The sequence below is a fragment of the Vreelandella massiliensis genome, assembly GCF_900155385.1.
In the GTDB taxonomy this organism is placed as follows: domain Bacteria; phylum Pseudomonadota; class Gammaproteobacteria; order Pseudomonadales; family Halomonadaceae; genus Vreelandella; species Vreelandella massiliensis.
Genome location: NZ_LT699745.1, coordinates 1421832 through 1447542, shown reverse-complemented (window position 1 = coordinate 1447542; position 25711 = coordinate 1421832). Strand labels below are relative to the sequence as shown.

25 protein-coding genes are annotated in these 25711 nt (G+C 58.8%); 12 read left to right on the top strand and 13 right to left on the bottom strand.

Annotation, left to right across the window (positions count from 1 at the left end; all coding sequences use genetic code 11):
• Position 1: 1 nt before the first annotated feature.
• On the bottom strand, positions 2-1054 hold the full coding sequence (cobT, locus tag BQ9846_RS11475) for a nicotinate-nucleotide--dimethylbenzimidazole phosphoribosyltransferase (protein WP_075881094.1): 1053 nt from the start codon (positions 1052-1054) through the stop codon (positions 2-4).
• Positions 1055-1153: 99 nt separating this feature from the next.
• Between cobT and edd the strand changes: the two genes are divergently transcribed.
• Positions 1154-3043 carry a phosphogluconate dehydratase gene (gene edd / locus BQ9846_RS11470; protein ID WP_075881093.1) on the top strand — a complete coding sequence of 630 codons (1890 nt, stop codon included), beginning with the start codon at positions 1154-1156 and terminating at the stop codon, positions 3041-3043.
• Between the two features lie 29 nt (positions 3044-3072).
• On the opposite strand, the gene BQ9846_RS11465 is transcribed toward edd, so the two are convergent.
• The 10 genes from BQ9846_RS11465 to BQ9846_RS11420 form a co-directional block, all read right to left on the bottom strand.
• Positions 3073-3735 carry a bifunctional 4-hydroxy-2-oxoglutarate aldolase/2-dehydro-3-deoxy-phosphogluconate aldolase gene (locus BQ9846_RS11465; RefSeq protein WP_075881092.1) on the bottom strand — a complete coding sequence of 221 codons (663 nt, stop codon included), beginning with the start codon at positions 3733-3735 and terminating at the stop codon, positions 3073-3075.
• Positions 3736-3766: 31 nt separating this feature from the next.
• Positions 3767-4432 (bottom strand): 6-phosphogluconolactonase, encoded by a 666-nt coding sequence (gene pgl, locus BQ9846_RS11460; protein ID WP_075881091.1) that lies wholly within the window; start codon positions 4430-4432, stop codon positions 3767-3769.
• Position 4433: 1 nt separating this feature from the next.
• Positions 4434-5927 carry a glucose-6-phosphate dehydrogenase gene (zwf, locus tag BQ9846_RS11455; protein ID WP_075881090.1) on the bottom strand — a complete coding sequence of 498 codons (1494 nt, stop codon included), beginning with the start codon at positions 5925-5927 and terminating at the stop codon, positions 4434-4436.
• A 55-nt stretch (positions 5928-5982) separates the two neighbouring features.
• Positions 5983-6786, bottom strand: coding sequence for a DUF2797 domain-containing protein (locus tag BQ9846_RS11450; RefSeq protein WP_075881740.1), 804 nt, complete (start codon positions 6784-6786; stop codon positions 5983-5985).
• 43 nt (positions 6787-6829) lie between these two features.
• On the bottom strand, positions 6830-7114 hold the full coding sequence (locus BQ9846_RS11445; RefSeq protein WP_075881089.1) for a YeaC family protein: 285 nt from the start codon (positions 7112-7114) through the stop codon (positions 6830-6832).
• A 32-nt stretch (positions 7115-7146) separates the two neighbouring features.
• Positions 7147-7995: a rhomboid family intramembrane serine protease gene (locus tag BQ9846_RS11440; RefSeq protein ID WP_075881088.1), complete on the bottom strand. Its 849-nt coding sequence runs from the start codon at positions 7993-7995 to the stop codon at positions 7147-7149.
• Positions 7996-8203: 208 nt separating this feature from the next.
• Positions 8204-9205: a metallophosphoesterase gene (locus BQ9846_RS11435; protein ID WP_075881087.1), complete on the bottom strand. Its 1002-nt coding sequence runs from the start codon at positions 9203-9205 to the stop codon at positions 8204-8206.
• Between the two features lie 2 nt (positions 9206-9207).
• Complete coding sequence (locus BQ9846_RS11430) at positions 9208-10143, bottom strand: NAD(+) kinase (protein WP_075881086.1); 936 nt, start codon at positions 10141-10143, stop codon at positions 9208-9210.
• A 62-nt stretch (positions 10144-10205) separates the two neighbouring features.
• Positions 10206-11075, bottom strand: a complete 870-nt coding sequence (locus BQ9846_RS11425) for a carboxylate/amino acid/amine transporter (RefSeq protein ID WP_075881085.1) — start codon at positions 11073-11075, stop codon at positions 10206-10208.
• 85 nt (positions 11076-11160) lie between these two features.
• Positions 11161-11712 carry a YqaE/Pmp3 family membrane protein gene (locus tag BQ9846_RS11420; RefSeq protein WP_075881084.1) on the bottom strand — a complete coding sequence of 184 codons (552 nt, stop codon included), beginning with the start codon at positions 11710-11712 and terminating at the stop codon, positions 11161-11163.
• A 248-nt stretch (positions 11713-11960) separates the two neighbouring features.
• Between BQ9846_RS11420 and BQ9846_RS11415 the strand changes: the two genes are divergently transcribed.
• The 7 genes from BQ9846_RS11415 to BQ9846_RS11385 all read left to right on the top strand — a co-directional run bounded on the left by BQ9846_RS11415 (position 11961) and on the right by BQ9846_RS11385 (position 21316).
• Complete coding sequence (locus tag BQ9846_RS11415) at positions 11961-12368, top strand: CBS domain-containing protein (RefSeq protein ID WP_075881083.1); 408 nt, start codon at positions 11961-11963, stop codon at positions 12366-12368.
• Positions 12369-12628: 260 nt separating this feature from the next.
• Positions 12629-12988 (top strand): hypothetical protein, encoded by a 360-nt coding sequence (locus BQ9846_RS11410; protein WP_075881082.1) that lies wholly within the window; start codon positions 12629-12631, stop codon positions 12986-12988.
• Positions 12989-13295: 307 nt separating this feature from the next.
• Positions 13296-14666, top strand: a complete 1371-nt coding sequence (iscB, locus tag BQ9846_RS11405) for an RNA-guided endonuclease IscB (RefSeq protein ID WP_075881081.1) — start codon at positions 13296-13298, stop codon at positions 14664-14666.
• Positions 14667-14752: 86 nt separating this feature from the next.
• Positions 14753-15589, top strand: a complete 837-nt coding sequence (locus BQ9846_RS11400) for an AraC family transcriptional regulator (RefSeq protein ID WP_075881080.1) — start codon at positions 14753-14755, stop codon at positions 15587-15589.
• A 181-nt stretch (positions 15590-15770) separates the two neighbouring features.
• Entirely contained in the window at positions 15771-18962 is a 3192-nt protein-coding gene (gene putA / locus BQ9846_RS11395; RefSeq protein WP_075881079.1) for a bifunctional proline dehydrogenase/L-glutamate gamma-semialdehyde dehydrogenase PutA, read from the top strand.
• A gap of 47 nt (positions 18963-19009) precedes the next feature.
• Entirely contained in the window at positions 19010-20485 is a 1476-nt protein-coding gene (putP, locus tag BQ9846_RS11390) for a sodium/proline symporter PutP (protein WP_075881078.1), read from the top strand.
• Between the two features lie 195 nt (positions 20486-20680).
• Complete coding sequence (locus tag BQ9846_RS11385) at positions 20681-21316, top strand: OmpW/AlkL family protein (protein ID WP_075881077.1); 636 nt, start codon at positions 20681-20683, stop codon at positions 21314-21316.
• 59 nt (positions 21317-21375) lie between these two features.
• Here BQ9846_RS11385 and BQ9846_RS11380 read toward each other — a convergent pair whose 3' ends face one another.
• Positions 21376-21708 carry a YqcC family protein gene (locus tag BQ9846_RS11380; protein WP_075881076.1) on the bottom strand — a complete coding sequence of 111 codons (333 nt, stop codon included), beginning with the start codon at positions 21706-21708 and terminating at the stop codon, positions 21376-21378.
• A gap of 277 nt (positions 21709-21985) precedes the next feature.
• Between BQ9846_RS11380 and BQ9846_RS11375 the strand changes: the two genes are divergently transcribed.
• The 4 genes from BQ9846_RS11375 to BQ9846_RS11360 all read left to right on the top strand — a co-directional run bounded on the left by BQ9846_RS11375 (position 21986) and on the right by BQ9846_RS11360 (position 24987).
• Positions 21986-23023 (top strand): DUF3549 family protein, encoded by a 1038-nt coding sequence (locus BQ9846_RS11375; RefSeq protein ID WP_075881075.1) that lies wholly within the window; start codon positions 21986-21988, stop codon positions 23021-23023.
• Positions 23024-23032: 9 nt separating this feature from the next.
• The gene (locus tag BQ9846_RS11370; RefSeq protein ID WP_075881074.1) at positions 23033-23473 is read left to right on the top strand and encodes an ATP-dependent zinc protease family protein; all 441 of its coding nucleotides are present in this window, start codon (positions 23033-23035) and stop codon (positions 23471-23473) included.
• Between the two features lie 70 nt (positions 23474-23543).
• Positions 23544-24452 carry a 30S ribosomal protein S6--L-glutamate ligase gene (rimK, locus tag BQ9846_RS11365; RefSeq protein ID WP_075881073.1) on the top strand — a complete coding sequence of 303 codons (909 nt, stop codon included), beginning with the start codon at positions 23544-23546 and terminating at the stop codon, positions 24450-24452.
• 88 nt (positions 24453-24540) lie between these two features.
• Positions 24541-24987, top strand: a complete 447-nt coding sequence (locus BQ9846_RS11360) for a hypothetical protein (protein WP_075881072.1) — start codon at positions 24541-24543, stop codon at positions 24985-24987.
• Here BQ9846_RS11360 and BQ9846_RS11355 read toward each other — a convergent pair.
• Positions 24984-25703: a SanA/YdcF family protein gene (locus BQ9846_RS11355; RefSeq protein WP_075881071.1), complete on the bottom strand. Its 720-nt coding sequence runs from the start codon at positions 25701-25703 to the stop codon at positions 24984-24986. The two genes, BQ9846_RS11360 and BQ9846_RS11355, sit on opposite strands and share 4 nt — an antisense overlap.
• Positions 25704-25711: the final 8 nt, after the last annotated feature.

Here is a 25711-nt window from a genome sequence, read left to right as displayed (position 1 = left end):
GCTAGCACGGCGCCACACCGGCATCGGAAAACGTCGACATCTCCACCATCATCGCGCTGGCAGCACGCAGCAGGGGGAATGCCAGCACCGCGCCGGTTCCTTCCCCTAAACGCATTTGCATGTCCAAAAGAGGCTTCGCCTGCAGAGTATCCAACGCTACCTGATGGCCGGCCTCTTGAGAGCGGTGACCAAAGATCAGGTAGCCGCGCACTGCTGGGCAGAGCCTGCATGCTGTAAGGGCGGTGACAGTGGCGATAAAACCGTCCACGATGATGGGCAGTCGATACGCTGCTGCGGCTAAATAGGCGCCGGTCATCGCGGCGATTTCAAGCCCACCCAGTTTAGCCAGAACATCCAATGGCTCGTCTGCATTGGCTTTTCGAGCATTAAGTGCGCGTTCAATGACCGCCACTTTGTGCTTAAGCTGAGCACTATTAATCCCGGTACCCACCCCTACGACCTGGGCGACCGGTACGGCGGTTAAGGCCGCTAGCATCGCGCTACTTGCCGTGGTATTCGCAATGCCCATCTCACCGGCAATCACACTTTTACACCCAGCATCAGCAGCCCGAGTTACCGCTTCAATACCTACCGATATCGCCGCTCCGACTTCTTCGCGCGTCATGGCATCTTCGTGCACCATATTCGCTGTGCCGCGCCGTACTTTGGCATCCACTACCCCGTAAGCATCAATGTCACCAGCCACACCGACATCCACGACTTCCAAGTGCGCCCCTACCTGGCGAGCAAATACATTGATTGCCGCGCCACCCTGGGCAAAGTTGGTCACCATCTGTGCGGTAACGGCACTCGGGAACGCCGAGACTCCTTCCTCTGCCACGCCGTGGTCGGCGGCAAATACCACCACCCCCGGAGGGCTAGGTTCAAACCGCGTATTGCCAGTGATTGCGCTAAGCTGAATGGCAAGCGACTCCAGCATGCCGAGGCTACCGGGAGGCTTGGTCAGCGTGTCAAGATAAGCGTGCGCCGCCTCGCCCACCTCGTCCTCAACGGGCTGAATACGGCTAATCCACTGAGAAACGGTATCAGACATGGCAGGCTCCAAAGCGGGCTAATATAAGGCGCTGAATGGTAGCAGACCCGGCCTGGGTTTACCTGCCCCACTCTCTTCCACTTCCCACACGAGGTGCCTATGGTTAGTAGTGGCTCTCTTAAACTGAATCCCACCCTTATTGCGGTCACCCGGCGCATCCGAGAGCGCTCCGCCGAGCGGCGTGCGCTTTACGAAACCCGCATGGCCGACCAACACCGGCGCGGGGTGCACCGTGGAGAGCTTTCCTGCGGTAACCTGGCGCACGGCTTTGCCGCTTGTGGCGCCGAGGAGAAAGCGTCACTCAAGCTGATGAACAGCGCCAACCTGGGCATTATTTCCGCCTACAACGACATGCTCTCGGCCCACCAGCCTTTCGCCACTTTCCCCGGCACCATTAAAACCGCTGCCCGCGCCATGGGTTCCACCGCGCAGTTTGCCGGTGGCGTCCCGGCGATGTGCGATGGCGTGACCCAAGGCCAGCCGGGGATGGAGCTTTCGCTCTTCTCCCGCGATGTGATCGCCATGGCCGCCGCCGTGGGGCTATCGCACAATATGTTCGATGCCGCGCTCTACCTTGGGGTGTGCGATAAAATCGTGCCAGGGCTTTTCATCGCCGCCGCGCGTTTTGGCCATCTGCCGGCGATGTTTGTGCCTGCAGGCCCGATGGAGAGCGGCCTGCCCAATAAAGAGAAGGCGCGTATTCGACAGCTCTATGCCGAAGGCAAGGCGAGCCGGGAGGACCTGCTCGACGCCGAATCGGCTTCCTACCATAGCCCCGGCACTTGCACGTTTTACGGCACGGCCAACTCCAACCAGCTGATGATGGAAATGATGGGCCTGCATTTGCCCGGCACCTCGTTTGTGAACCCCTGTACGCCGTTACGCGAGGCGCTGACCCGCTACGCCACCGAACAGGCCATCCGTAACAGCGAACCCGGCGGCGAGTACCGCCCCTTCTACCAACAAATCGACGAGCGGGCCATCGTCAACGCGGTCGTGGGTCTGCTCGCCTCCGGCGGCTCGACCAACCACACGCTCCACCTCATCGCCATGGCAGCGGCGGCGGGCATTACGCTCACCTGGGACGATTTCACCGAACTTTCCGCCGTCACCCCCAGCCTGATGCGGGTCTACCCCAACGGCCAGGCCGATATTAACCACTTCCAGGCAGCGGGCGGCATGAGCTACCTGCTGCGCGAATTGCTCGGCGCGGGGCTGATTCACGGCGACATTCCCACCGTGTCGGGCACTGATCTCACTGCCTACACGCAGGAGCCTTGCCTTGAAGACGGTAAGCTCACTTGGCGCGAAGGCCCCGAGAAAAGCCTCGATGAGAACGTCCTGCGCCCGGTGGCCACACCGTTCGCCGCCACGGGCGGCTTGACGGTACTCGATGGCAACCTGGGCCGCGGGGTCATCAAGGTATCAGCGGTGAGCGAGGCGCACCGCGTGGTTGAAGCGCCGGTCAAAATCTTTGAGGATCAGAACGACCTTAAGGGAGCGTTTGAAGCGGGCGAGCTTGATCGCGACGTGATCGCGGTGGTGCGTTTTCAAGGCCCCAAAGCCAACGGGATGCCGGAGCTGCACAAGCTGACGCCTTATCTCGGCGTGCTGCAAGACCGTGGGTTTAACGTGGCGCTGGTCACCGATGGCCGTATGTCGGGCGCCTCGGGCAAGGTACCCGCCGCGATTCACCTAAGCCCCGAAGCGCTCGATGGCGGCGGGCTTGCCAAGCTTTGCGACGGCGATACCGTGCGCTTGGATGCCAACGCCGGCACGCTGGAAGCCTTGGTCGAAACAGAGACCTGGGCCGAGCGGCAGCTCGTCGTCGGGACGCTGGACCACTACCACGTCGGCCTAGGCCGTGAACTCTTCGGTGGCTTTCGCCACCTGGCGATGCGCGGTGATGAAGGTGCGAGCGTTTTCGGCGGTTTCGAGGCCGACGATCTCGCCCGCCAGGAGGGGCAAATTCACGACGAAGACGCTTAGGCGTGTCGGGAAGCCCAAGGGCGACGCGATCAGTGGTGAAACTGCTCGGCGGCTTGGCGCGCGAGTTCGCGAATCGCGCCCCAGTTCTCCTCATCGATCAGCGCTTTTGGCGTTAGCCACGAGCCTCCCACGCACATGACGTTATCTAAGGCGAGGTATTCGCTGGCGTTGTCAAAGGTGATCCCTCCAGTGGGGCAAAAACGCGCTTCGGGTAAGGGGCCGGCAAAAGCTTTGAGCGCACCGATGCCGCCGCTGTAGAGCGCGGGAAAAAACTTAAAGCGACGATACCCATACTGCCAGCCGGACATGACTTCAGACACGGTGGCCACGCCGGGCAGCATCGGCACGGTGCTTTCAACCCCATAGCGGTAAAGCGCCTCGGTGGCGCCGGGGGTCACGACAAAATCTGCCCCTGCCTGCTCCGCCTGACGATACTGCGCCGGGGTCAACACCGTGCCCGCTCCGACGCTAGCGCTGGGCAGCGCGTCGCGCATGCGCTTTATGGCGTCCAGCGCACAGTCGGTACGCAGCGTGACCTCCAGCACGGTAATCCCGCCCTCGACCAGGGCGCGGCCGAGCGGCACTGCATCTTCCAAGCGCTCCACGCTGATCACGGGAATCACCTCCGCCTTGAGGCAGATGCTATCGAGCTCGGCAGTACGGGTAGAGGGTAGCTGTTTATCGAGTGTCATCCATTCATCTCCTAGTAAAGCGTGGCGGCACCTAAGGCGCCCAATAAATCGCAAGCGGACAAGAGAAAAAGGCGCGAATGGGGAGCTGGCGGGCATCGTCACCCTGCAGCGCATTTGCCAGCACCGCGCGTTTCTCCTCACCGGTAATATGCACGAAGTGGCGCCGCGCTTGGTGAAGCCGATCCGCCGAGAGCGTGATACGCGCCAAAGGCTGGCTCGGTGAACGCACGGCCACCACCGCCTCGGCCGTCGTCAGCGCCAGCCCAAGTTCTCGGCTGTCGGGGAATAGCGACGCGGTATGGCCATCGCCCCCCATACCTAACACCACGGCACTGGCGGGCCAGCTGAGCGCTTCCAGGCGCTTAGCGACCTCGGCGGCCCCCTCTTCTGGGGTCTCGTCCGCCGTGGTAAGCGAAATAAAAGGGGCGCTTTCGGCATCGCCTTGCAGCAGGTGCTCGCGCACTAGGTTGGCGTTGCTGTCGGCGCTTTGTTCGTCCACCCAGCGCTCGTCGGCGAGCGTCACATCCACCCGCGCCCAGGGCAGCGACATCGCGGCCAGCGCCTGAAAAAACGCCACCGGGGTGGAGCCGCCGGAAACGACCAATAACGCGCGCGCCTGATGCTTTAAATCCTCGCGCAGGCCCTCGGCCACGGCCTCGGCCAGTTGTTCGGCGAGTTGTTGGCGGGCTTGGCTCATGTCAATAATCCTCGTACCAACTACGGCCATCCTGGGTGATCATCGCGATCGAGGCGACCGGCCCCCAGGAGCCCGCCGGGTAGCGCCTTGGCGGGGTCTCGCGGGATTGCCAGCCGTCGATCAGCCGGTCGCACCAGCGCCAGGCATGCTCCACTTCGTCGCGACGCACAAACAGGTACTGCTGCCCTTTCATCACTTCCAGTAGCAGGCGCTCGTAGGCATCGGGAATACGCGACTTGGGGAAGGCACTGTTGAAATCCAGGTGTAGCGGACCAGGGCGCAGGCGCATGCCTTTATCCAGGCCGCTATCTTTGGTCAGCACCTGCAGCGCCATCCCCTCCTCCGGCTGCAAGCGAATAATCAGCTTATTCGCCGCTAAATCGCGCTGGTCAGGGTCGAAAATGTAGTGCGGCTGCTGACGAAAGTGGATCACGATCTGTGAGAGCTTTTCCGGCATCCGCTTGCCGGTGCGTAGGTAAAACGGCACCCCCGCCCAGCGCCAATTCGCGACCTCGGTTTTCATGGCCACGAAGGTTTCGGTTTGGCTCTGCGCGTTGGCGCTCTCCTCTTCTAAATACCCTGGCACCGGCTGCCCGTCAGTAGTACCGGCAATGTACTGCCCGCGTACCACATCGCGTCCGAGCGCCTCACCGGTGAAGGGCTTGAGCGCTTTAAGCACTTTGACCTTTTCGTCGCGAATAGCGTCGGCATCCAGGTTGGAGGGAGGGTCCATGGCGATGAGACACAACAGCTGCAGCAGATGGTTTTGCACCATGTCACGCAGCTGCCCTGCTTCGTCGAAATAGCCCCAGCGTCCTTCGATACCCACTTTTTCGGCGACGGTGATTTCCACGTGGGAAATATGGTTCTGGTTCCACTGTGTACCGAACAGCGGGTTGGCAAAACGTAGCGCAATGAGATTTTGCACCGTCTCTTTGCCCAGGTAGTGGTCGATGCGATAGATACGCGATTCGGGAAAGACACTGCCGATGGCGTCGTTGATCGCCTCGGAAGAGTCGAGATCAAAGCCGATCGGCTTCTCCACCACGACGCGATCCGCCTCGCCAACGCTGCCGCTCTCCCCCAGATGGCGGCAAATATCGCCGTAGAGTTTAGCGCCCACGGAAAGATAGACCACCATCGGCCGCGGCGAACCCTCCCGCCAACGGCGAATGGCGGTGAACCCCTCCGGCTTCGTAAAATCGAGCTTTAAATAGTCGAGGCGATACAAAAAACGCGTCAGGGTTTTCTCGTCCTGCTCTTCGCTTTTGACTCGCGCGCGTAGCGTGTTACTTACCTGATTTTGAAACGAGGACGCGTCGTGATCGTGGCGTGCCAGCCCCATGATACGGGTCTCTGCCGGCAGCAGCCCTTCTCGGTCGAGCTGGTAGAGCGCCGGCAGTAACTTACGCTGGGCCAAATCGCCTAGGGCGCCAAAAATCGCCAAGTCGATAGCATGGTCGGGGTCACCCAGCGTATCCGCGCGTTCTCTCATCGTGCCTGGCTCCCTTCGTCGGTTTCTGCCTACGCTCGCTTTAAAGAGCGTCTTGCTAGAAGTTTAGCGATACTTCATATCCTGTAAACTTGCGCAGGTTGATCACGCCGGTATCCAGCAACAGGTATTGCCCTTTAAGCCCCTGCAACACGCCTTCCACTCGGGGATTTTTATCCAAGTTGTGCGAGACGATCTTGCGCGGGAAATCGCTCACCGGATAGGTAAACGTATGCGCGCTTGCCTCCAGGGGGCGAATGGCGTCCTCGCCGTGCTCTGCTTTGAGTTGATTCAAGCCGCTCTTGAGCTGGCTAAACAGCCGGTCGCGCTCGGCGCACAAATCGAGCGGCTCCACCTCGCCTTTGAGCATCGCACGCCAATTGGTGCGATCACTCACCTGCTCTTTGAACAGCATTTCGACAAAGCCCGCCTGTTGGCGTGTATCGACCTCTAAAATCGGCAACGCTTGAATGGCGCCCTGATCCAGCCAGCGAGTCGGCATCTGCGTTTTGCGAGTCACTCCCACTTTCACTCCCGAGGAGTTAGCCAGATACACCACGTGAGGCTGAAAGCAGTGCTGCTGGGCCCACTCCGGCTCGCGGCAAGTGCCGCGAAAAAAGTGGCAAGTTTCGGGCTTGACGATGCAGGTATCGCATCGCGCTAGCCGCTTGAAACAAGGGTAACAGTGCCCTTGAGCAAAGCTCTTTTTTGTCGCGCGCCCGCAATGGGTACACGCAATGGCCCCGCTCCATTCAAGCGAAAGCAGCCGACCCAGCTTGTCATTCAGTGTCAGCGCATGCTCCCCCGCCCGAAGCGCGTAATCGACGGGTAACCGAGCATTTGCCGCGGGTGCAATCGCCATTTTTTTCAAGCAGCCGCGCAGCTCACTTTCCTCAACACCGCTATCAGCCACGAGTGGCGTCCCTGGCAAGCCCGGCCATTTCCGGCGACACCCCTTGACCGGTGGCGCTGGCACCGCAGGTGCGCTGCTCTAAGTAGCCGACGCGGTTCTCTTCGGGAACGTTGTTTTCTACTTCGTAACGCATCACGGCTTCCAAACAGAGTTCGGTTTGTTCGGGCGTCAAGCGCCGACCATCCGGCCATTTGCGCAGCGAAACCGCCTGCTTCAGGCTTTCGTAAATCGCCGGGGTCATCTGGTTAATCATTTTATCGAACGTCATGTCGCTCATTATCAACGTCTCCTCATCGCATGTCTTAAACACTAACGCCGCCGTCGCCGCGTCGACGCAAACCAGCCGGTCACCAATCCCACGAGCAGCCCGCCTAGGTGCGCCTCGTTCGCCACGTTACCAAAACCAATGCTCTCCGCCGCATCGGTCATGGTGAACACCATCCAGCCAAGCATGAATACCACGAGCATGGTGGGAACAAAAAAACCGCTTTGGGGCGCGCGTCGCGACATTAACCACACGTGGCCTAATAGCGCATACACCACGCCCGACATACCGCCAAAAAGCACCGTGCCGGTGGCGTACTGCGCCAGGTTGGCGCCCACCCCAGCCAAGAGCAACAGAAGCAGCATGGTGCGACTGCCTTGAAGTATTTCGATTTGACGACCGAAGTACCACACCCACATCAGGTTAAAAATCAGGTGCATCCAGCCAAAGTGCAAAAAAGCGGGTGAGAGCAGGCGCCAAATCTGGCCGCTGCTGATCGTGGTCGATAACGCGCCAAATACCAGCTCATCGTTGGCGATACCCACCGGCACGATGGTTAAGCTCACGATGAGCAAATCACCGAACACGCCAATCAAGGCGAATATCAATAAGCTGACCATGATCATCGCCGCCGTGACTGGCACGCGCCGTAACGCCGGCAGTACATCCGTTGTGCGTTGGGAGCGCCGCGAGGGGCGCGCGAGCATCAGCGGCTCGCCCTTCTCCCAGCGCTGCACTAACGCTTGTAGCTCGGCGTGCTGATGGGGGTCAGCCACCCAAATGAGCTGGCCATCGGCTTCAGCCGTGATGCGGTGCCCTATACGGTGCTGCCAAAGGGCCTGGCGCAGCGCCCGGGTATCGGCATCATGGGGCAAGAGCATAACGGGGTGCATCGGGGTATCTCCCTATTGACGAGAAGGCTCGACCTTGAAGCGACACGCCTTGAGCGGGCCATAAACGAAAAAAACCCGACGGAGGGGACCGCCGGGTAAAAAGCAAGGGATCATTCAAGGGAACACTTACTCTGATAGCCGGTGGCATGCGAAGTTCAGCCTTTTCGCCAGAAAAATATGTAATAAAATGTATCTTTTTAAACTTTGCTTAAACGGAATCCACTTCCCACTGATTAGGCAAGGCATTTTCTTCTTTGGGCACCCGCACCCAAACGAAATGATCGGCGCTGAGCTCGGTTTCGCCGCTCCACCGATACGCCACCAAACGCCCGTATTTAACCGCACTGTAATCTAAACAGGCGATATTGACCGCCGGCAGCGCCGGAATCCCTTCGCACCAGTAGTGGCCAATAAAAAGAGGCGGCTCATCGGGGCCGTAATAACTTAGCCGCTCACGCTGCGCGTCGGTCAGAGGCCGCGCCTCTAAATCACCGGGCAGGTTATCCGGCTGAAAGACCACATCGCCCCAGACTTGCGGCGCTCGGCTCCAAAAGTGGGTTCGAAAGCTTTTGCGGGTAAAGCCATCGCCGGAGTGGATTTCAATACCGCTGGGCAAAGGGATATGCGTGCCCCGGGTCAAACAGTCGAGAATGCGAAAGGCTTGCGTCGAGGGGTCGGTGGATTCGACCAGAAACGCATCGTCCATGCAGGCATCCGGGCGACGTTTAAGCAGCTGATCGATCAGCGTTGCATCCCAACAGGCGTGTACGACGCGAATCCCCTCAAGCTCAAGGCAGAGCGGGATTGTCTTGAACCAGGCCAGGGTGTCTTCCCACTCGTTGGTGTGATCGCGATACTGCGCCAGCGTGTCCTCGATGATGCGGTTGTGGCGCGGCGTGTGCTCACGCAACCAGCGCTTACCGCTGCCAGCGGGGGCCGGATGACAGTACGCCAAGGCGTTGTATTCGTGGTTACCCATGACAATATGCGCCTCGCCGGCTTCCACCATGCGCCGTGCAATCGAGACCGCTAAACGAATACGCGGGCCGCGATCGATCAGATCACCCAGAAAAATCACCTTGCGCTTGGGGTGACGATAGACCCCACCGTGCTGGGTATAGCCGAGCTTTTCCAGCAGCGCGGAAAGCGTGGCACCGCAGCCGTGAATATCGCCGATCAAATCGTAACCTTCGCTGTTACGTGCCGCCATGCTCAATCTCCTAGCCGGTGGCTCCACCCCAGTTTACTGCGCAACACCTCGTAGAAGTTGTGCCCCAGCGGATGCACTAGCTGAACGCGCTGCGGTTTGCGGGTGATGACCAGTACATCATCGGGTTTGGCCACGGCGCGGGTTTGCCCATCGCAGCTGATGTGCGGATAGGTTTGGTTGGTTTCGCCGATATGAATGCGGATTTCGCTGGCGGCATCGACCACAATCGGGCGGCTTGAGAGAGTGTGCGGAAACATCGGCACCAGCGTCACCACATCGAGCTTGGGGTGCATGATGGGGCCTCCCCCGGAAAGGGCGTAAGCCGTTGAGCCGGTCGGGGTCGCCACAATCAATCCATCGCTGCGCTGGCTATACACAAACTGGCCATCGATGAAGAGTTCAAACTCGATCATGCGTACGGCTTTGCCGGGATGCACGACGACTTCGTTGAGCGCTTCGCCACTGCCCACGGCCACACCATCCCGGTAGAGCTCGGCATCGAGCAGAAAGCGCTCTTCGCGCTCAAACTGCCCGGCGAGCACCTCGCCGACGCGCGTTTCCAACTCATCCGGAGAGATATCGGTCAAAAAGCCTAGCCGGCCGCGGTTAACGCCTAGAATCAATGTGCCGGTATTGCACAGCGTTCGCGCCGCCCCCAAGAGGCTTCCATCGCCGCCAATCACGATGACCAGGTCGCAAAGCTCACCGAGTACCCGGCGGCTGGCTTCGGGCTGGCCGTGATCGGGAATCACCGTGGCGGTGCGGTCTTCGACCAGCACTTGATAGCCGTTATCGGTGAGGTAAGTCACTAGGCGCCTGAGCGAATCGACCACTTTTTGACTGCCCAGCCGACCAATCAAGCCAATGGTCGTGAACGGACGATAAGCGGAGGCGGTTCCCGTTGGCGGTCGCGATGGCAGTGAGGACTGATGCGTCATGGGGCCAGCTCGTTGAGATGAGGCCCCATTATCACTATCCGCATCACAGCGGGCAAATCGGCTTAAGCGGTTTGATAGCCCCGATGCTCGCGCCACCAGTGATTAAGCCACAGCGAAAAGGCGATAATGAGCGCGCCAAGCGCCAAGCGCGCCAAATCCGCCTCACGGTTCCAGATCAGCAAATTGACCAGCAACCCTGCAGGAATCAAAGCATTATTCATGATCGCAAGGGTACCCGCATCTACCCTGGTGGCGCCGCGATTCCACAAGAAGTAGCCGCCGCCCGAAGCCGCAAGCCCCAACCACACCAGCACCGCCCACTGCCAACCACTCGTTGGCAGCGCGGCGGCACTACCCAGCAGCAAAAAGGCCGGCAGCGCCACGACCATGGCACCCAAGAAGAACCAACCGAAAACATTATGCCAAGGCAGCGTCGCCGGCAGTTCGGCGTCTAAACGCCGGTAGCCCACTTGCCCCAGTGCAAAACAGAGATTGGCCCCCTGCACCACCAAAAAGCCGGCCCAAAAGCCGCTGTCAATGCCGTCGTAGCGGATAACCGCCGCCCCGATCACCGCGAGTAGCGCTGTCAGTAGATAAAACGGAGTAAAGCGACCGAACATCAAATCATCGAGCATGGCGATATAAATCGGCGTGAAGATAGTAAATAGCAGCACTTCGGGCACGGAGAGCAGCAAGAAGGACTGATAAAAGAAAATATACATCACCCCTAGCTGCACCGCGCCGATGGCCATCAACGTGAGCCGCTGCTTACCGCTTAAAAGGCGTGGGCGTAAGAAAGGCAGAAATACCAGTGCCGCCAAGGCGACACGCATCAGCACGGCGAAATAGCTATCCACCTGCCCGGCGAGATACACGCCAATCAAAGAAAAGGAGAAGGCCCAAAGCGCCGTGACGCCAACCAGGTAAGACATGGTAAACCTCTAGCAAAAATAAAGTTAACACGATTATACCCCGCTCATTAACTCTGCCAAGCGATAAGCGTGGAAACCGCCTACCTTAATCTCGCTTAAGACTTGTCGCGGTGTACTTCACGGCGTAAACGACACCCGGCACCCAGAGCAGAAGCGTCAACCCGAGGGCTATCAAAACGCGGCGTGCGCCGCCGCTAAGGAGCCCCACCGCAAGCGGTGGCAGCAGCACCGCAAGCGCTACATAGGCGGCCTTAAAGCCTGCTGGAAGCGCTGCCGGCGAAGCAGCCGCTTCTTCTGAGGCGGTGTTCGGCTTGGGCGACGAAGCCGGCGGGGTAAAGTGTTCGACACGTGCGCGGCTAGCTGAAGAGGTTTGTGAAGCGTTTTTCTCGTTCGCACGGGCTTGCTCAGCACGGCGGTGAGCCTCTTTATCAATTTTTTGCTCCAGGGTGTCCGCGTCTTCGGCGAGGTCATCGTGGTAGCGTTCCCACTCCTCCCAATCGTGTGGCGTACCGGCTTTAGGGCGTTTATGCCCTGCCCCCCGCGCCCGCTCCCAGGCTTTTTCTTCTAGCGTATTGGGGCGTTCGGGATCACGTTCGATTCCCACGCCCTTACGATTTAAATACTCACGCGCATCCATGATATCCGCTCCTCTTTATAGATAACCCACGGGCACCTTGATATACCACTAGCGTTGAAAACGATGTTCGAACCTCACCAATCTCCTGTCTACAGTAAATGGGTACCCATACGCGTGACGCGTCCGTTTATTGTCACTCAGGGCATTAGCGCTGAACCTGCCGTACATCAGACGAGCGGCCAGCCAGAGAGTTCTAAAAGAGAGTTCTATAAGAAAGAGTTCTAGAGAAAGTTCTAAGGAGCACAGCCATGAGTCAAAAACAGCCCGATACCGTTCGCGACATTATGTCCCGCGACTGTTACCGCGTCTCTCCCGAAGCGTCGGTCACCACCCTCGCCCAGGGACTTGCGCTTCACCGTTTACCGGGCGCGCCAGTGGTGGATAGCGCCGACCGGCTCATCGGCTTTATCTCTGAACAAGACGTACTCGGTCAAGTGCTTGATAGCGTGTATAACGATGGCGAGGCGCCGTTGGTGAAAGAGATGATGCGCAATGAGGTGTTAAGCGTTTCACCCAATAAGAGCATTACGGACCTCGCTCAAGAGATGCGTGGGCCAAAGCCCAAAATTTACCCTGTGGTGGAGCAAAACCGACTCGTCGGCACCGTCACCCGTCGCGATGTTCTGATTGCGCTACTCAAAATTCGCCGCCATTGACGTGAGCCCATCGCTTACCCAAAAAAAACCGCTGCTCATTGAGCAGCGGAAGCAAGGGATCGAAAACAATAGCCAGTGCAACAAACCTAAAAACTTTACAAGTCACCTTTAGCGACTGATAACGCCTGTTGCCTGTCACCCTATCTGACAGCGCAATGCGAAAAAGTTCGCCAGCCTAACGAATTTTCTCCCACGCAACGTGCGCGTATAATCAACGGGCGGTTTTTACCCACAGTTTCCTCACCCCAAGAGAGGGATAAATGGCGCTTTTTTTCCTCGTATTCGGCGTATGCTTGCTGGTGATTGCAAGCGCCGTCGGCATTCTGCTCACCGCTCGCACGCCGCGCTACCGCACTGAGCCCAAGGATCTGCTGCGCCTATTCGATCAAGCGCTGGAGAGCCAAGTCAGCGAAAGCGAGTGGAACGCGATTATTGGCTACCCCATTCGCCACGATGAGTACTTAGACGGGGTTCGCCGCCGGGCGGCACGCCTAATGGAGGAGCATGGTCGGCGCTGGCAAATTGCGCAGGGGAAACCGCTGCTGGACAAAAAAGGCCAAGCCGAGTTAAAGGCATTGCGTGACCACCTTGCCGCGCACACGGCGCTACGCCAACCCTAAACCGTGCTTGTCAACTACCTCTCCCTGAAGGGAGAGGCTTGTGAAAGCAAGCCTAGTTGACCAGGGAAAGCGGGCAGTACAGCCGCTACGTTGATAACAGGTCGTCAAGACTCACCAGTGGATGCTTCACCCAGTCCGCTGCTCTGAAAGGTCAGGATCATGCTGGCGCTTAGGTAACGCCGAAGGTCTTGATCGCTGCCGATATCAGTATCGTTGGCAGGAGCCGGTTATCGACATTCCCGAGGGGAGATGGGGCGCCAGCCCCGCGACACCAGACCCGTAAGGGTACGTTTAAGGAGGAAATCGCATGGCGGTTTTCGTATGGGACAAGCACAAGCAGCCGTTAATGCCGTGTAGCGAAAAACGCGCTCGGTTGCTGCTGGATCGCGGCCGTGCCGTGGTGCATAAACGCTATCCGTTCACGATCCGGCTCAAGGATCGGGTGGGTGGTGAGACGCAACCGCTTCGCCTGGGACTTGATCCCGGCAGCAAGACCACCGGGTTGGCACTGATGCGTGAGTCAGCGGGCGAGCAACGGCATGTGCTGTGCCTGTTTGATCTGGTGCATCGTGGGTACCAGATCAAGAAGGCATTACAGCAACGCGCCGCCTTTCGGCGTCGCCGGCGCACGGCCAATTTGCGCTATCGCGCACCACGTTTCGACAACCGGACGCGCAAAGCCGGCTGGTTGCCACCGTCATTGCAGCATCGGGTGGATACGGTCATGGCCTGGGTACAACGACTCAGCAAGTTGGCGCCGATCACTGGCATCAGCCAGGAGTTGGTGCGCTTTGATACCCAGCAACTCGACAACCCCGAGATCAGCGGCGTCGAGTACCAGCAAGGCACCCTGCTCGGCTACGAGGTGCGCGAGTACCTGCTGGAGAAATGGGGTCGGGAGTGCGCCTACTGCGGCACCGCCGATACGCCGCTGGAAATGGAGCATGTGGTGCCGCGCTCGCGCGGTGGCTGCAATCGCGTCAGCAACTTGACGATAGCCTGCCACGACTGCAACCAGGCCAAGGACTCACTACCCTTGGCGACTTTTTTCGCCACCGACAAAGGCCTGAAAAAGCGCCTCAAGGCTAACGGCCTGTCAGCGGGCGCGCGGCTGGAGCGCGTACAGCGCCAGCTTAAACAACCGCTCCGCGATGCCAATGCGGTCAATGCCACGCGCTGGGCGCTATTTAATGCGCTCAACGCCACCGGCTTGCCGGTGGCCGTGACGAGCGGCGGACGCACCAAATACAATCGTCAGCGGCTCGACATTCCCAAGACCCATGCGCTGGATGCGGCCTGTGTCGGCGCGTTCGATTTGCTGCACGACTGGACGGTGCCAACCCTCACCATCAAATGCACCGGACGCGGCAGCTACCAGCGTACCCGCTTAACAAAACACGGTTTTCCGCGCGGCTACCTAATGCGCCAGAAGCAGGTGCACGGCTTTCAGACCGGCGATATGGTCAAGGCCATTGTGCCCACCGGCAAGAAAGCCGGCACCCATGCCGGCCGTGTCGCGGTGCGCAAGACGGGCAGCTTCAACATCCAAACCGAGCAGGGTGCGGTGCAAGGCATTTCGCACAAATACTGCACCGTGATCCAACGCGGCGATGGCTACGGCTATCACCTCACACCACCCGTTAACCACAAAGGAGGAGCGGGAAAAGCGGTGGCGTAATCCAGGTCGCTCTGCGAGCGACGCGCTATCCCTCCCGGCACTAGAAGTACCGGGTATCCCGCGCAAAATCTGATGAGGAGACCGCTATGCTCAGTACCATTCGCCACCTCCCCCTAGATACCGCCACCCGTCACCACGCGCACGACTTTCATCAGATTGTGATTACCGTTTGCGGTGAAGCTGAATTTGAAATCGAGGGCCTGGGTGGTCACGTTAACGCCTTTTCTGGCTGCATTGTTCCGGCCAATCATGAGCACTACTACTCGGGCAACAAGCACAACCGCCAACTGATTTTAGACCTGCCCGAACAGGCGCCAGCGCTTTCCGGTGAGCATCGAGAACTGGTGGCGCTCTTTGATGCACCACGGTTTTTTTCTCTCGATACCGCGCTGCGTCACTACTTGGCTTTTTTAGACAGTGAAATCGTGCAGAGCCCTCAGCGCAGCGATGACTTCCAGCACGACCGTCTCGCCGTTACCCTGCTTGGCGCGCTCAAGTCTCGCCTAGGGGATGACCCGACGGTGCAGCGCGAGCGCCTTAATCTGGCCCATATCCACCGCTATATTCAGCACCATCTTAGCGAAGAATTGCGCGTCGCTGACCTTGCTCGCTTGGCCTGTTTAAGCGAAGCCCACTTTTCGGCTCGCTTTCGCGCCCAAACGGGCCTGTCCCCCTGGCAGTACGTACGCCGTGAGCGCCTAAATGCCGCGCGCCAACTACTGCTGCAAAGCCGCTTACCCCTGACCGATATCGCCCTACAAACGGGCTTTGCCAATCAAAGCGCTCTCTCTCATGCGTTCCGTCGCCGCTACGGCATCGCCCCACGCTACTTTCGCGAAGGCGCTCACCGCACTACGTTAAACACCCCTTTGGTCAACACCCCGTTGACCAGCGCATTGGCAGCTCCCCAAAAGCTCGACTAACGTAAATCTAACGCCCAGAACGCGACTTAGGTCTAAAAGTTCATGCGTTTGCCATGAATTTGACACGTTTTGCCGTGCTTTAGACATGCAGCTCGCGCCGGCGCGCTCTACATTCGAACGTTAACGCGGGCTATCCGCGCTGTAACCCAATTCGTTCCTGCTCTGACTTTTGGGGGCTTCAATGCTCAACGCTAAGAAACTGCGTGACCCTGCCATCTGGCAAACCGATCTCGACACGCTGCTGGCGCGGGTCAGCGACCACTATATCGTCGATGAAGACCGCTTTGTTAACGAGCTGATTAACGTCATCGACGCTGACCGTGACGACTTTGCGCGCATTGAAGCGAACACCGCCTCACTTGTGCGTGAAGTGCGCGAGATGGATACCGCCGTCGACACCATCGATGAACTGCTACAACAGTACAGCCTGGATACGCATGAAGGCCTGATGCTGATGTGTTTGGCGGAAGCCATGCTGCGTATTCCCGACAAAGCGACCGCTGATGCCTTGATAGAAGACAAACTCGGCCCGGCGGATTGGCAATCCCATGTGGGCAAAAGCGAGTCCTGGATGGTCAATGCCTCTACCTGGGGCTTACTCATGACCGGTCGCGTGCTCAAAATGGACCACCCCAAAGAGGGGCAGCCGGCCAACTTTATCAATCGCATGGTCAATCGCATGGGCGAGCCGGTGATTCGTCGCGCCATGTTCGAGGCGATGAAGATCATGGGCAAGCAGTTCGTGCTGGGCCGCGATATCGATGAAGCGCTCAAACGCTCCAAGCCGCTTTTCAACAAGGGCTACACCTACTCCTACGATATGCTCGGCGAGGCGGCCCGCACCCGGGATGATGCCAAACGCTATTTTGACGATTACGCGCGCGCTATCCAGCAAGTCGGCAAAGCCTGCCAAAGCTTAAGCGACAAAACGCCGGCGCCGTCGATCTCCATCAAGCTCTCCGCGCTGCATCCGCGCTACGAATTTGGCCGTCGCGAGCAAGTCTTAACCGAGCTCGTCGACAGCGTCATCAAGCTGGTGCGTCAAGCTCGCGAACTGAACGTCGCGGTCACCATCGATGCCGAAGAGGTCGACCGCCTGGAGCTTTCACTGGAAGTGTTCCGCGCCATCTACGAAAGCGATGCCGCCAAGGGTTGGGGGCATTTTGGCCTCGTCATACAAGCGTACTCCACGCGTGCGCTGCCGGTGCTGCACTACATCAATCGCCTGGCGGAACAGCAAGGCGATGAGATTCCGCTGCGCCTGGTCAAGGGGGCCTACTGGGATAGCGAAATCAAAGAGTCGCAGCAGCTAGGCGTCGAGGGCTACCCCGTCTACACGCGCAAAGCGTGCACCGATGTGGCCTATCTTGCCTGCGCGCAGTTTTTGCTTTCCAGTGACACCAAAGGGCGAATCTTTCCCCAGTTCGCCACGCACAACGCCCACACGGTCACGACGATTTTGGAGCTCGCCAACCGCGACAGCCGCCCGTTTGAGTTTCAGCGCCTGCACGGCATGGGCGAAGCCCTCTACGACGCCGCGCTCACGCGTGCCCCCAAGGGCACCTACTGCCGTATTTACGCGCCGGTGGGGGCGCATAAGGACTTGCTCCCCTACCTGGTTCGCCGCCTGCTGGAAAACGGCGCCAACTCCTCTTTCGTGCATCAAATCGTCGATCCCGATGTGCCCATAGAGTCGCTGTGCCAACATCCGGTTGAAACCCTGCGCCAGCATAAAACCTTCGCTAACCCGCGCATTGTGCTGCCCAAGGATATTTTCGGTCCCAAACGTCGCAACTCGCGTGGCGTCAACCTGAACATTCGCAGCCACTACTATCCGTTGATGGATAAGATGGCGACGTTCATGGAGACGCCTTACCCGGCAAAGCCGTTGCTGGCGTTTGACGTAGCGGATGACGCCGCCAATACCCATAGCATCAACAGCCCGTTTGATCGGCGCAAAAGCGTGGGTAGCGTGCAGTGGACGACCAAGGAGCAAACGTCCAAAGCGATTGACGCCGCTTGGAATGCCTTCCCCCGCTGGGAAGCCACTCCTGTGAGCGAGCGGGCCGCCATCCTGCGCCGCCTCGCGGACCTGATGGAAACCCACATAGCAGAGCTGATGACGCTGTGCTCCCGCGAGGGCGGCAAGCTCCTTACCGACGGCGTGGATGAGATCAAAGAGGCGGTCGACTTCTGCCGCTACTACGCCATGCGCGCGGAAGAGATCTTTGCCGAACCGCTGGAGCTGCCCGGCCCCACCGGCGAATCCAACCGCTTGATGATGGGCGGCAAGGGCGTTTTCGCGGCGATTAGCCCGTGGAACTTCCCGGTGGCGATCTTCTGCGGTCAGGTCGTGGCCTCCGCCGTATCGGGCAATACCGTGCTCGCCAAGCCCGCCGAGCAAACCTCGATTGTCGCCCACCGGGTGATTGAGCTTCTTTACGAAGCCGGCATGCCACGCGACGTGGTACAGCTACTGCCGGGCGATGGCCCCACCGTGGGGAGCGTACTCACCTCCGACCCACGTATTACCGGGGTGGTCTTTACCGGCGGCACCGATACCGCGCAGATTATCAACCGCGCGCTCGCCGCGCGTGAAAACGCGCCGCTCCCCGCGCTAATCGCCGAAACCGGCGGCATGAATGCCATGATCGTCGACTCCACCGCGCTGCCGGAGCAAGTGGTGGTCGACGTCATTCAATCCGCGTTTCAAAGCGCCGGGCAGCGCTGTTCAGCGCTGCGCGTGCTCTACTTGCAAGACGACGTCGCCGACCGGGTGATCACCATCCTGAAAGGCGCCATGAATGAGTTGCGCGTCGGCGACCCAAGAGATTTGGGCACCGACGTTGGCCCGGTGATTGACGAAGAGGCCCGCAAGAACCTGCAAGCGCATATTGATACCTTAAAGGGCGAAGGCCGCCTGATTGCCGAAACCCCCATGAGCGCCGAGCACACACAACATGGCACCTTCATCGCCCCCGTCGCGTTTCAGATCGACAGCATCAATGCCCTCACCCGAGAGCAGTTCGGGCCGGTGCTGCATATCGTGCGCTACAAGTCAAAAGAGTTGGACCGTGTCATCAATGACATTAATGGCCGGGGTTATGGCCTAACCTTTGGCGTGCATAGCCGTAATGAATCCTTTGCTGCTGACGTAGCGCAGAAAATTCGCGCGGGTAATGTGTACATCAACCGTAATATCATTGGTGCCGTCGTCGGTGTTCAACCCTTTGGTGGCCAAGGGCTTTCGGGTACCGGGCCCAAAGCGGGCGGACCGCACTATCTCTACCGCTTTGCCACTGAAAAAACGATCACCAACAACACCGCCGCCCTTGGTGGCAACGCGTCACTCCTGGCGCTGGGCGATGAATAAGTCGCTCTCACACTACTACCCTGAACTCCCTGAAAAGGAACCGTCTCATGGTTGAAAACAATATAGCGATAGCCTTCACCTTCGTAGCGTACCTGCTACTGATGCTGGTTATAGGGATCATTGCTTATAAGCGTACCACCAACCTCTCTGACTATATCTTGGGCGGGCGCTCGTTGGGGCCGTGGACCTCAGCGATCTCGGCCGGCGCATCGGACATGTCGGGCTGGCTGCTCTTGGGCCTGCCCGGGGCGGCCTATGTCAGCGGCATCTCGGCAAGCTGGATCGCCATTGGTCTTTTGATCGGCACCTGGCTTAACTGGCTGATCGTTGCGCGCCGTTTGCGTCTTTACAGCTTCAAGGCCAGCGACTCGTTGACCCTGCCGGACTTTTTCGCCAAACGTTTTCGCGATAATACCCAGCTACTGCGCGTTATCTCCGCCGTCTTTATCTTGCTGTTCTTCCTGTTTTACACCAGCTCCGGCTTGGTCGCAGGAGGCAAGCTATTCGAGACGGTCTTTGGTTACGACTACACCATCGCAGTGACCATCGGCACCGTGGCCATTATCTCGTACACCTTCTTCGGGGGCTTTTTGGCGGTCTCTTGGACCGATTTGATTCAAGGGTTGATGATGGCCGCCGCGCTTTTAATCGTGCCCGTCATCGCCTTCATGGACATTGGCAGCACAGGGGCAGGCGAAGCGTTGGCCGCCCAGAGCGAGCACATGCTGAGCTGGTTCCGCGATGCCTCCACGGGAGAGGCGCTGACCTTTGTCGGCATCGTCAGTTCACTGGCTTGGGGCCTTGGCTATTTTGGCCAGCCGCACATCCTGGCGCGTTTCGCCGCGATTCGCAGTGAGCGGGAAATTCCTGCAGCGCGTCGCATCGCCGTCACATGGTCAGCGCTCACGCTTGTGTGCGCGGTCGCCGTGGGCCTTCTGGGCGTAGGCTTTATCGAACGTGAGCTTGGCGATGGCGAAACCATCTTTATGATCATGGTCAATGCCATCTTCCATCCGGTGATTGCCGGTGTCCTGTTGGCCGCCATTTTGGCCGCTGTGATGTCCACCGCCGATTCCCAGCTTTTGGTGTCGTCTTCTGCGCTCACCGACGACTTCTATAAGGCGCTGCTGCGCAAAGACGCTGGTGAGACTGAGCTGGTCTGGGTCGGCCGCTTCGCGGTCATCGGTATTGCGATTCTGGCGTACTTGCTCGCGCTTAACCCCGATTCTAACGTCCTCGGGCTCGTCTCGTATGCCTGGGCTGGCTTCGGCGCCGCCTTCGGTCCGGCACTGATCATGGCGCTATTCTGGCGCCGTATGAACCAGTGGGGAGCGCTTGCCGGTATTATCGTCGGTGGCGTGACCGTAGTGGTGTGGGCCGAGCTTTCGGGCGGCTTGTTCGACCTGTACGAGATCGTGCCTGGGGTCATCTTCGCTTATATCGCCATCGTGGTGGCAAGTCTTGCCACATCCGCGCCGAGCGAGGAGATCACCGCCGAGTTCGATACTTTCGATCAACCCTAAACGGCTTCTGGCCAGTACTGTAGGCCACCTTCGGGTGGCCTTTTTTGATCCTGCTCCAGCAGGCGATTAACTCTTGCGCCAGGTCAATATCCGCAAGGCAAGTGACCGCTAAAATCCACGCTATTCAGTAAGCGGTTGTCTTCATCAAGCGGTTGCCCCGTCGGTAACCACTGTTTCTTGCAAGGAGTTGTACCCATGCGCAAAGTTGCTCTGCCTACCCTTCTCGCGGCCGGTATCGCCGCCGCTGCCATCACCACCTCCAGCCAGGCGTTTGCTTACGGCGCGGGTGATTTTTATACGCGCGTTGGCGTAGCCAAAGTTGAGCCTGCCAGTGATAATGGGTCACTCAACATCGGTGGCGCTGATTACGATGTCAACGTCGACGACGAAGCACAGTTTGCATTTACATTAGGCTATCGCTTCCACGACAAAATGGGTGTGGAATTATTAGCAGCTCTTCCCTTCAAGCATGACCTACAGGTTGAAGGTGTTACAGATGGCTCAACAAAGCACCTACCCCCCACTGTAACAGCCCAGTACTATCCCTTGGGCGGCACCGATGCACGTGTTCAGCCTTACGCTGGCGTGGGTTTTAACTACACGCGCTTCTCTGATGAGGAAACCGATATCGGTGCATCACTGGAGCTGGATGATTCGTGGGGCTTTGCCGGTCAGCTAGGTGTGGACTTACTGATCGACGATAACTGGGCGCTGAACGCCGCTGCTTGGTACATCGATATCGATGCGGATGCCAAAGTAGGCAGTGCTGATGCGGGCACCGTTGAAATTGACCCGGTCGTGGTCATGGCGGGTGTTAGCTACCGCTTCTAAGCAGTCACGGCGCTTAAAGACAACAGCCCGCCTTTTGGCGGGCTGTTGCGTTCGTTACGTCAGTTTTCCGTCACCAGCTTATCCACCCTCTCCACGGAGCGCACGACCAAAAGCTGGTCGCTCGCTCGAACTTTCTCCTGCTGAAGATACGCCGCCACCGCCGGCGCTACCTCGCACTTTGCCGGCATCGGTGCTTTCGCCTCCGCGAGTGCCCGCAAGCGTTGGATAAACACAAAGCGTAGCCACTGGGGTAACGCCATGGTGTCGACACAAAACGGCTGCTGGCTGGTGAAATCTGCCGGGCTCGGCTCCTCGACACGCCAAAGGTTTGCCGCCTTAAGGGTGGCTTCCAACTCCTCTAGCGCCTTTGCTAACTGCTGATGCACTGTCATCGCTGTGTCTCGCTTGTGAAATATCCTCCTATTATCCCAGTCCGATTTTCTCCCGGCTACCCGCCCCTCTCCTCCTTGAGGATAGATTCACAGAAACCTTGCAAGAGCCTGTGGATAAACTATGGAAAGGTGACGTTTGCGCTGCTCTCATGGGCCTTCGCGGTGTCTGTTTATTATTTAACCAGCAAAAAAATCCGCTGAACGTTTTTTTGCCCCGCCCGGCTGACACTCGCCAAGCGGCAAGGTAAAGTGCTCGCTCAATACGCGGAAGGATGCCATGCAACCTATTCATACGCTTGATGACTTTTTTTTGCGCAGCGGCGCGGATGTCTCGCTTTACCATATGGGGCGAAGGGTCACTCCCTGCCCACGCGATGCGTTGACGGCACTTGAAACTGGCAACGCGCCTTGGCCCGAGCCTTGGCAGGGGCAAGCACGCCTGGGCATTGTATTTCGCTTAGGCAATATGCCCGAGCCGGCTATTTGGTTTCTCAGCCTACCGCTGGATGAGCAGGGGCATTTATCCCCAGCCCAGCGGGATGCGTTCTTGCAGCGCCTGCTCGAAACGCTAGGGCGCAGCGCGGCGCTCAATGAAGAGAGCGCTTGCGAGGTTGAGCACTTAATGAAGGATAACCCGCTGGCGTTCACGCCAACCCTGCCGTTTCAGGCGATGCTCAACGCCCGCGCGACCCATGATCTCGATTTACCCGCCAGTCAGCACTTAGAACCCGTCGAGGCTTATATCAGCCGTCAGCAAAGCTTCGACTGGCAGGCGCTGGGGCTTCAGGGTGTGGCCGATTTTGTCGTGCGTATGGATGACACCCAAACGCAGCAACTCGCCTGTTCCCTTGAGACCCTGCCGGTCGCGATGTTGCACTCACTCTGCTACTGCTTGGAGCACGTCGCCCTGCCCGCCACATTAGTGAATGCCCTACGCGACCGCGGTGAGCTGGCGGCGCAACAAGGCGATGTGGAAACCCTATGCGCCTGTGTCCGTGCGGTGGGTAGTAGCCAGGCATCCCACGTCGGCGAGTGGTACCATCAACTGCTAGAAGACGCCCACGCCTGCGGACCCGACTTACTCGCGGCGATAGCCGGCCGCGGCTGGATGCATTTGGAAGATAGCGCACGCCTGCCGCTTTTTTTGACGCGCCTGGCGGAAGAAACTCGCAGTGACTTCGGCGCCGCTGTTCGCGATCTCGCGTTAATTCCGCGACTGCGCCTACCGGTCATCATGCTATTGCGTGATGCGCCACCAGGCTCGCCTGTTCAACAGCGGCTTGCGGCTATCACTCAACGTGCTATGGATGATTAAGGAGGTACCGTGAAGGAGCTACCTTTTCAAGCAAAAGCCATTATCGGTCGGCGTGAAATGGTCAGTCTGCCCGAGCTCAATTTGCACCTGTGCTGCAAAGCGGATACCGGCGCACGGACATCGGCGCTGCATGCCGAGGAGATCCATACCTCCGAAGATAAGCACGGGCAACTATGGGTCAGTTTCGTGACTCACAGCGGCGGACCCGAAACCCCGGCCCACCAGGTAAAGCTGCACCTGCACGACCGGCGCCGTATCACCAGCTCCAACGGCCACAGCGAATGGCGCTACGTCATCCGCACACCGATGCAGATGGGCGAGCTAAGTTTTCCCGTGGAATTGACGCTCACCGATCGAAGCAATATGCGCCATCCGATGTTGCTTGGGCGCCGCGCGATGCGCCGCTTGCTGGTTGCCCCGGGTGCCGCTTTTTTACACGGTGAGCCCTAACGGGGTGCAACCCACGTTGTCGCCAAGATCATTGTCGCTAAGACCAATTTAGACTGGCACGGAGCCTCCCATGCATATCGCCTTGCTTTCTCGAAATCGCAATTTGTACTCTACCCGGCGTCTAATCGAGGCGGCGGAGAACCGTGGCCATACGGCGCGTGTGGTCGACACTCTACGGTGTTACATGAGCATCGCCTCCCACCACCCGTCGATTCACTACAAGGGTGAAGAGATTGAGCCCTTTGACGCGGTGATTCCGCGTATCGGCTCGTCGGTCACGTTTTATGGCTGCGCGGTGTTGCGCCAATTCGAAATGATGAGCACCTACGTGCTCAACGACTCCGTGGCCATTACCCGTTCGCGCGATAAGTTGCGCTCACTACAACTGCTTTCGCGTAAAGGGCTGGGGTTACCGATCACCGGCTTTGCCCACTCGCCGGATGATATTCCCGACCTCATCACCATGGTCAAAGGCGCTCCGCTGGTGATCAAGCTGCTTGAAGGTACGCAAGGGATTGGCGTCGTGCTCGCCGAAACCAACCAGGCGGCGGAGTCCGTCATTCAAGCGTTCATGGGCATGAAAGCCAATATCATGGTGCAGGAGTACATCAAAGAGGCTAAAGGCGCGGATATTCGCTGCTTTGTCATCGGCGATAAGGTCGTCGCCTCGATGAAGCGCCAAGCGGCCGAGGGCGAGTTTCGCTCAAACCTGCACCGTGGCGGTAGCGCCAGCGTTATCCGTATCACCCCGGAAGAGCGCTCGACCGCCATTCGCGCGGCGAAGGCGATGGGGCTGAGGGTAGCGGGGGTTGATTTGTTACGCTCCAACCACGGCCCAGTGATCATGGAAGTCAACTCCTCGCCTGGCCTGCAAGGTATTGAGACCGCCACCGGTAAAGATGTCGCCGGAATGATTATCGAGCATATTGAGAAGAACGCCATTGCGCCGCGCAAGGCACCCCCCAAGCCAAAAGGCTAAGGTCAAAACGTAAAAATAATCCATTGAAGGGGTGGCAAAAGCGCGCTGCCACCGCCACAATCTGCGTCACCGAAGGAGGTAGACGCTCATGTTTCTCGACAATCGCCAAGTGGCGATGGACAGCGTGCTAGAAGCGCTGGCCGACAGCATTGATTATTTTCAGGATAATGTAGAACGCCTGCGCCCTTCCCTGCGCGAGGCGCTTAAGCCGTACTACGAACAGCGCCTTGAGTACATGCGCAAGCTGCAGGAGCTTGCCCGCCACCATCTAAAAATGCTGCCGAGAGACGCGGACGTGGAGCGCGACGACTTCCTTTGGCTCTGGAGTCGGCTTAAAAGTTTTGTCGGTAACGACAGCCAAGTCCTCATCAATGAGCTGTTAGAGCAAGAGCGCGTGCTGATGCAGGCGCTATCGACGCTTTTCACCCACCCGCTGCCCGACCCTATCGAGCCGGTAGTCGAGGAGTGCATGAAAAACTGCCGCCAGCTCATTCGCGAGCTTTACGGGCTACAAAAGCGTAAACAGCGGCGTTAAAGGCGCCACTTCTCATCAGCGCCAAGCGCGCTGGCGTCGAGCGGCAGGGGAACGAATTCACCACGGCTCATGCGTGGCGGCAGTCTACTCGGTGGCGTGATAATTGGCTCAGCGGGCCCTAGAAAATAGGGTTCGCGATGCCAAATGTAGAGATCGCCCAGCATCGCGACCCGCGCGAACCATTCACGTACTTTTAAGCGCCATTCGCCCTTAGCCGCATCCACGTTGGCGGCGCATCCCACGACCTCCATGCCCAGAGCGCGGCCGATAAATATCGCCCGCGGCAAGTGCCAGCGCTGGGTAATCAACACCGCATCGTTGAGTAAAAACACATTTTGTGCCCGCACAAGCGTATCGAAGGTGCTAAAGCCAGCAAAATCCAGCGTTAGCCGCTCGGGCGCGACATTACGCTGGGTTAACGCTTGCCACATGGCGCGCGGTTCGTTGTATGCTCGCGTGCGGTTATCACCGGAAAGCAGCAAGTGCTCCACGCGGCCAGCCTCAATAAGGGCGGCAGCGGTTCTCATACGCGCGTGAAAGTGGGGGTTACGCAGCCCGCTGCGGGTCCAGTGCGAGGTGCCAAACACCACCCCCACGCGAGCGGGGCCACACTGGTTAATCGCTGACTCAATATAGGGAGAGGAGCGGGCGATGACCCAAGCATTACCCGCTAAAAACAACAATGCCGCCAGCAGCAGCAACGCTCCTAGCGACATCAAAAGTC

Bases quoted from the DNA above. Each gene is read 5' to 3' on its own strand.
- BQ9846_RS11435 (WP_075881087.1), bottom strand. From the start codon at position 9,205: ATGGCGGCACGTAACAGCGAAGGTTACGATTTGATCGGCGATATTCAC.
- iscB (WP_075881081.1), top strand. From the start codon at position 13,296: ATGGCGGTTTTCGTATGGGACAAGCACAAGCAGCCGTTAATGCCGTGT.
- BQ9846_RS11445 (WP_075881089.1), bottom strand. From the start codon at position 7,114: ATGAGCGACATGACGTTCGATAAAATGATTAACCAGATGACCCCGGCG.
- BQ9846_RS11430 (WP_075881086.1), bottom strand. From the start codon at position 10,143: ATGACGCATCAGTCCTCACTGCCATCGCGACCGCCAACGGGAACCGCC.
- putA (WP_075881079.1), top strand. From the start codon at position 15,771: ATGCTCAACGCTAAGAAACTGCGTGACCCTGCCATCTGGCAAACCGAT.
- BQ9846_RS11380 (WP_075881076.1), bottom strand. From the start codon at position 21,708: ATGACAGTGCATCAGCAGTTAGCAAAGGCGCTAGAGGAGTTGGAAGCC.
- zwf (WP_075881090.1), bottom strand. From the start codon at position 5,927: ATGAGAGAACGCGCGGATACGCTGGGTGACCCCGACCATGCTATCGAC.
- BQ9846_RS11360 (WP_075881072.1), top strand. From the start codon at position 24,541: ATGTTTCTCGACAATCGCCAAGTGGCGATGGACAGCGTGCTAGAAGCG.
- BQ9846_RS11400 (WP_075881080.1), top strand. From the start codon at position 14,753: ATGCTCAGTACCATTCGCCACCTCCCCCTAGATACCGCCACCCGTCAC.
- BQ9846_RS11415 (WP_075881083.1), top strand. From the start codon at position 11,961: ATGAGTCAAAAACAGCCCGATACCGTTCGCGACATTATGTCCCGCGAC.
- BQ9846_RS11465 (WP_075881092.1), bottom strand. From the start codon at position 3,735: ATGACACTCGATAAACAGCTACCCTCTACCCGTACTGCCGAGCTCGAT.
- putP (WP_075881078.1), top strand. From the start codon at position 19,010: ATGGTTGAAAACAATATAGCGATAGCCTTCACCTTCGTAGCGTACCTG.
- BQ9846_RS11420 (WP_075881084.1), bottom strand. From the start codon at position 11,712: ATGGATGCGCGTGAGTATTTAAATCGTAAGGGCGTGGGAATCGAACGT.
- cobT (WP_075881094.1), bottom strand. From the start codon at position 1,054: ATGTCTGATACCGTTTCTCAGTGGATTAGCCGTATTCAGCCCGTTGAG.
- BQ9846_RS11375 (WP_075881075.1), top strand. From the start codon at position 21,986: ATGCAACCTATTCATACGCTTGATGACTTTTTTTTGCGCAGCGGCGCG.
- pgl (WP_075881091.1), bottom strand. From the start codon at position 4,432: ATGAGCCAAGCCCGCCAACAACTCGCCGAACAACTGGCCGAGGCCGTG.
- edd (WP_075881093.1), top strand. From the start codon at position 1,154: ATGGTTAGTAGTGGCTCTCTTAAACTGAATCCCACCCTTATTGCGGTC.
- BQ9846_RS11425 (WP_075881085.1), bottom strand. From the start codon at position 11,075: ATGTCTTACCTGGTTGGCGTCACGGCGCTTTGGGCCTTCTCCTTTTCT.
- BQ9846_RS11440 (WP_075881088.1), bottom strand. From the start codon at position 7,995: ATGCACCCCGTTATGCTCTTGCCCCATGATGCCGATACCCGGGCGCTG.
- BQ9846_RS11385 (WP_075881077.1), top strand. From the start codon at position 20,681: ATGCGCAAAGTTGCTCTGCCTACCCTTCTCGCGGCCGGTATCGCCGCC.
- rimK (WP_075881073.1), top strand. From the start codon at position 23,544: ATGCATATCGCCTTGCTTTCTCGAAATCGCAATTTGTACTCTACCCGG.
- BQ9846_RS11410 (WP_075881082.1), top strand. From the start codon at position 12,629: ATGGCGCTTTTTTTCCTCGTATTCGGCGTATGCTTGCTGGTGATTGCA.
- BQ9846_RS11450 (WP_075881740.1), bottom strand. From the start codon at position 6,786: ATGGCGATTGCACCCGCGGCAAATGCTCGGTTACCCGTCGATTACGCG.
- BQ9846_RS11355 (WP_075881071.1), bottom strand. From the start codon at position 25,703: ATGTCGCTAGGAGCGTTGCTGCTGCTGGCGGCATTGTTGTTTTTAGCG.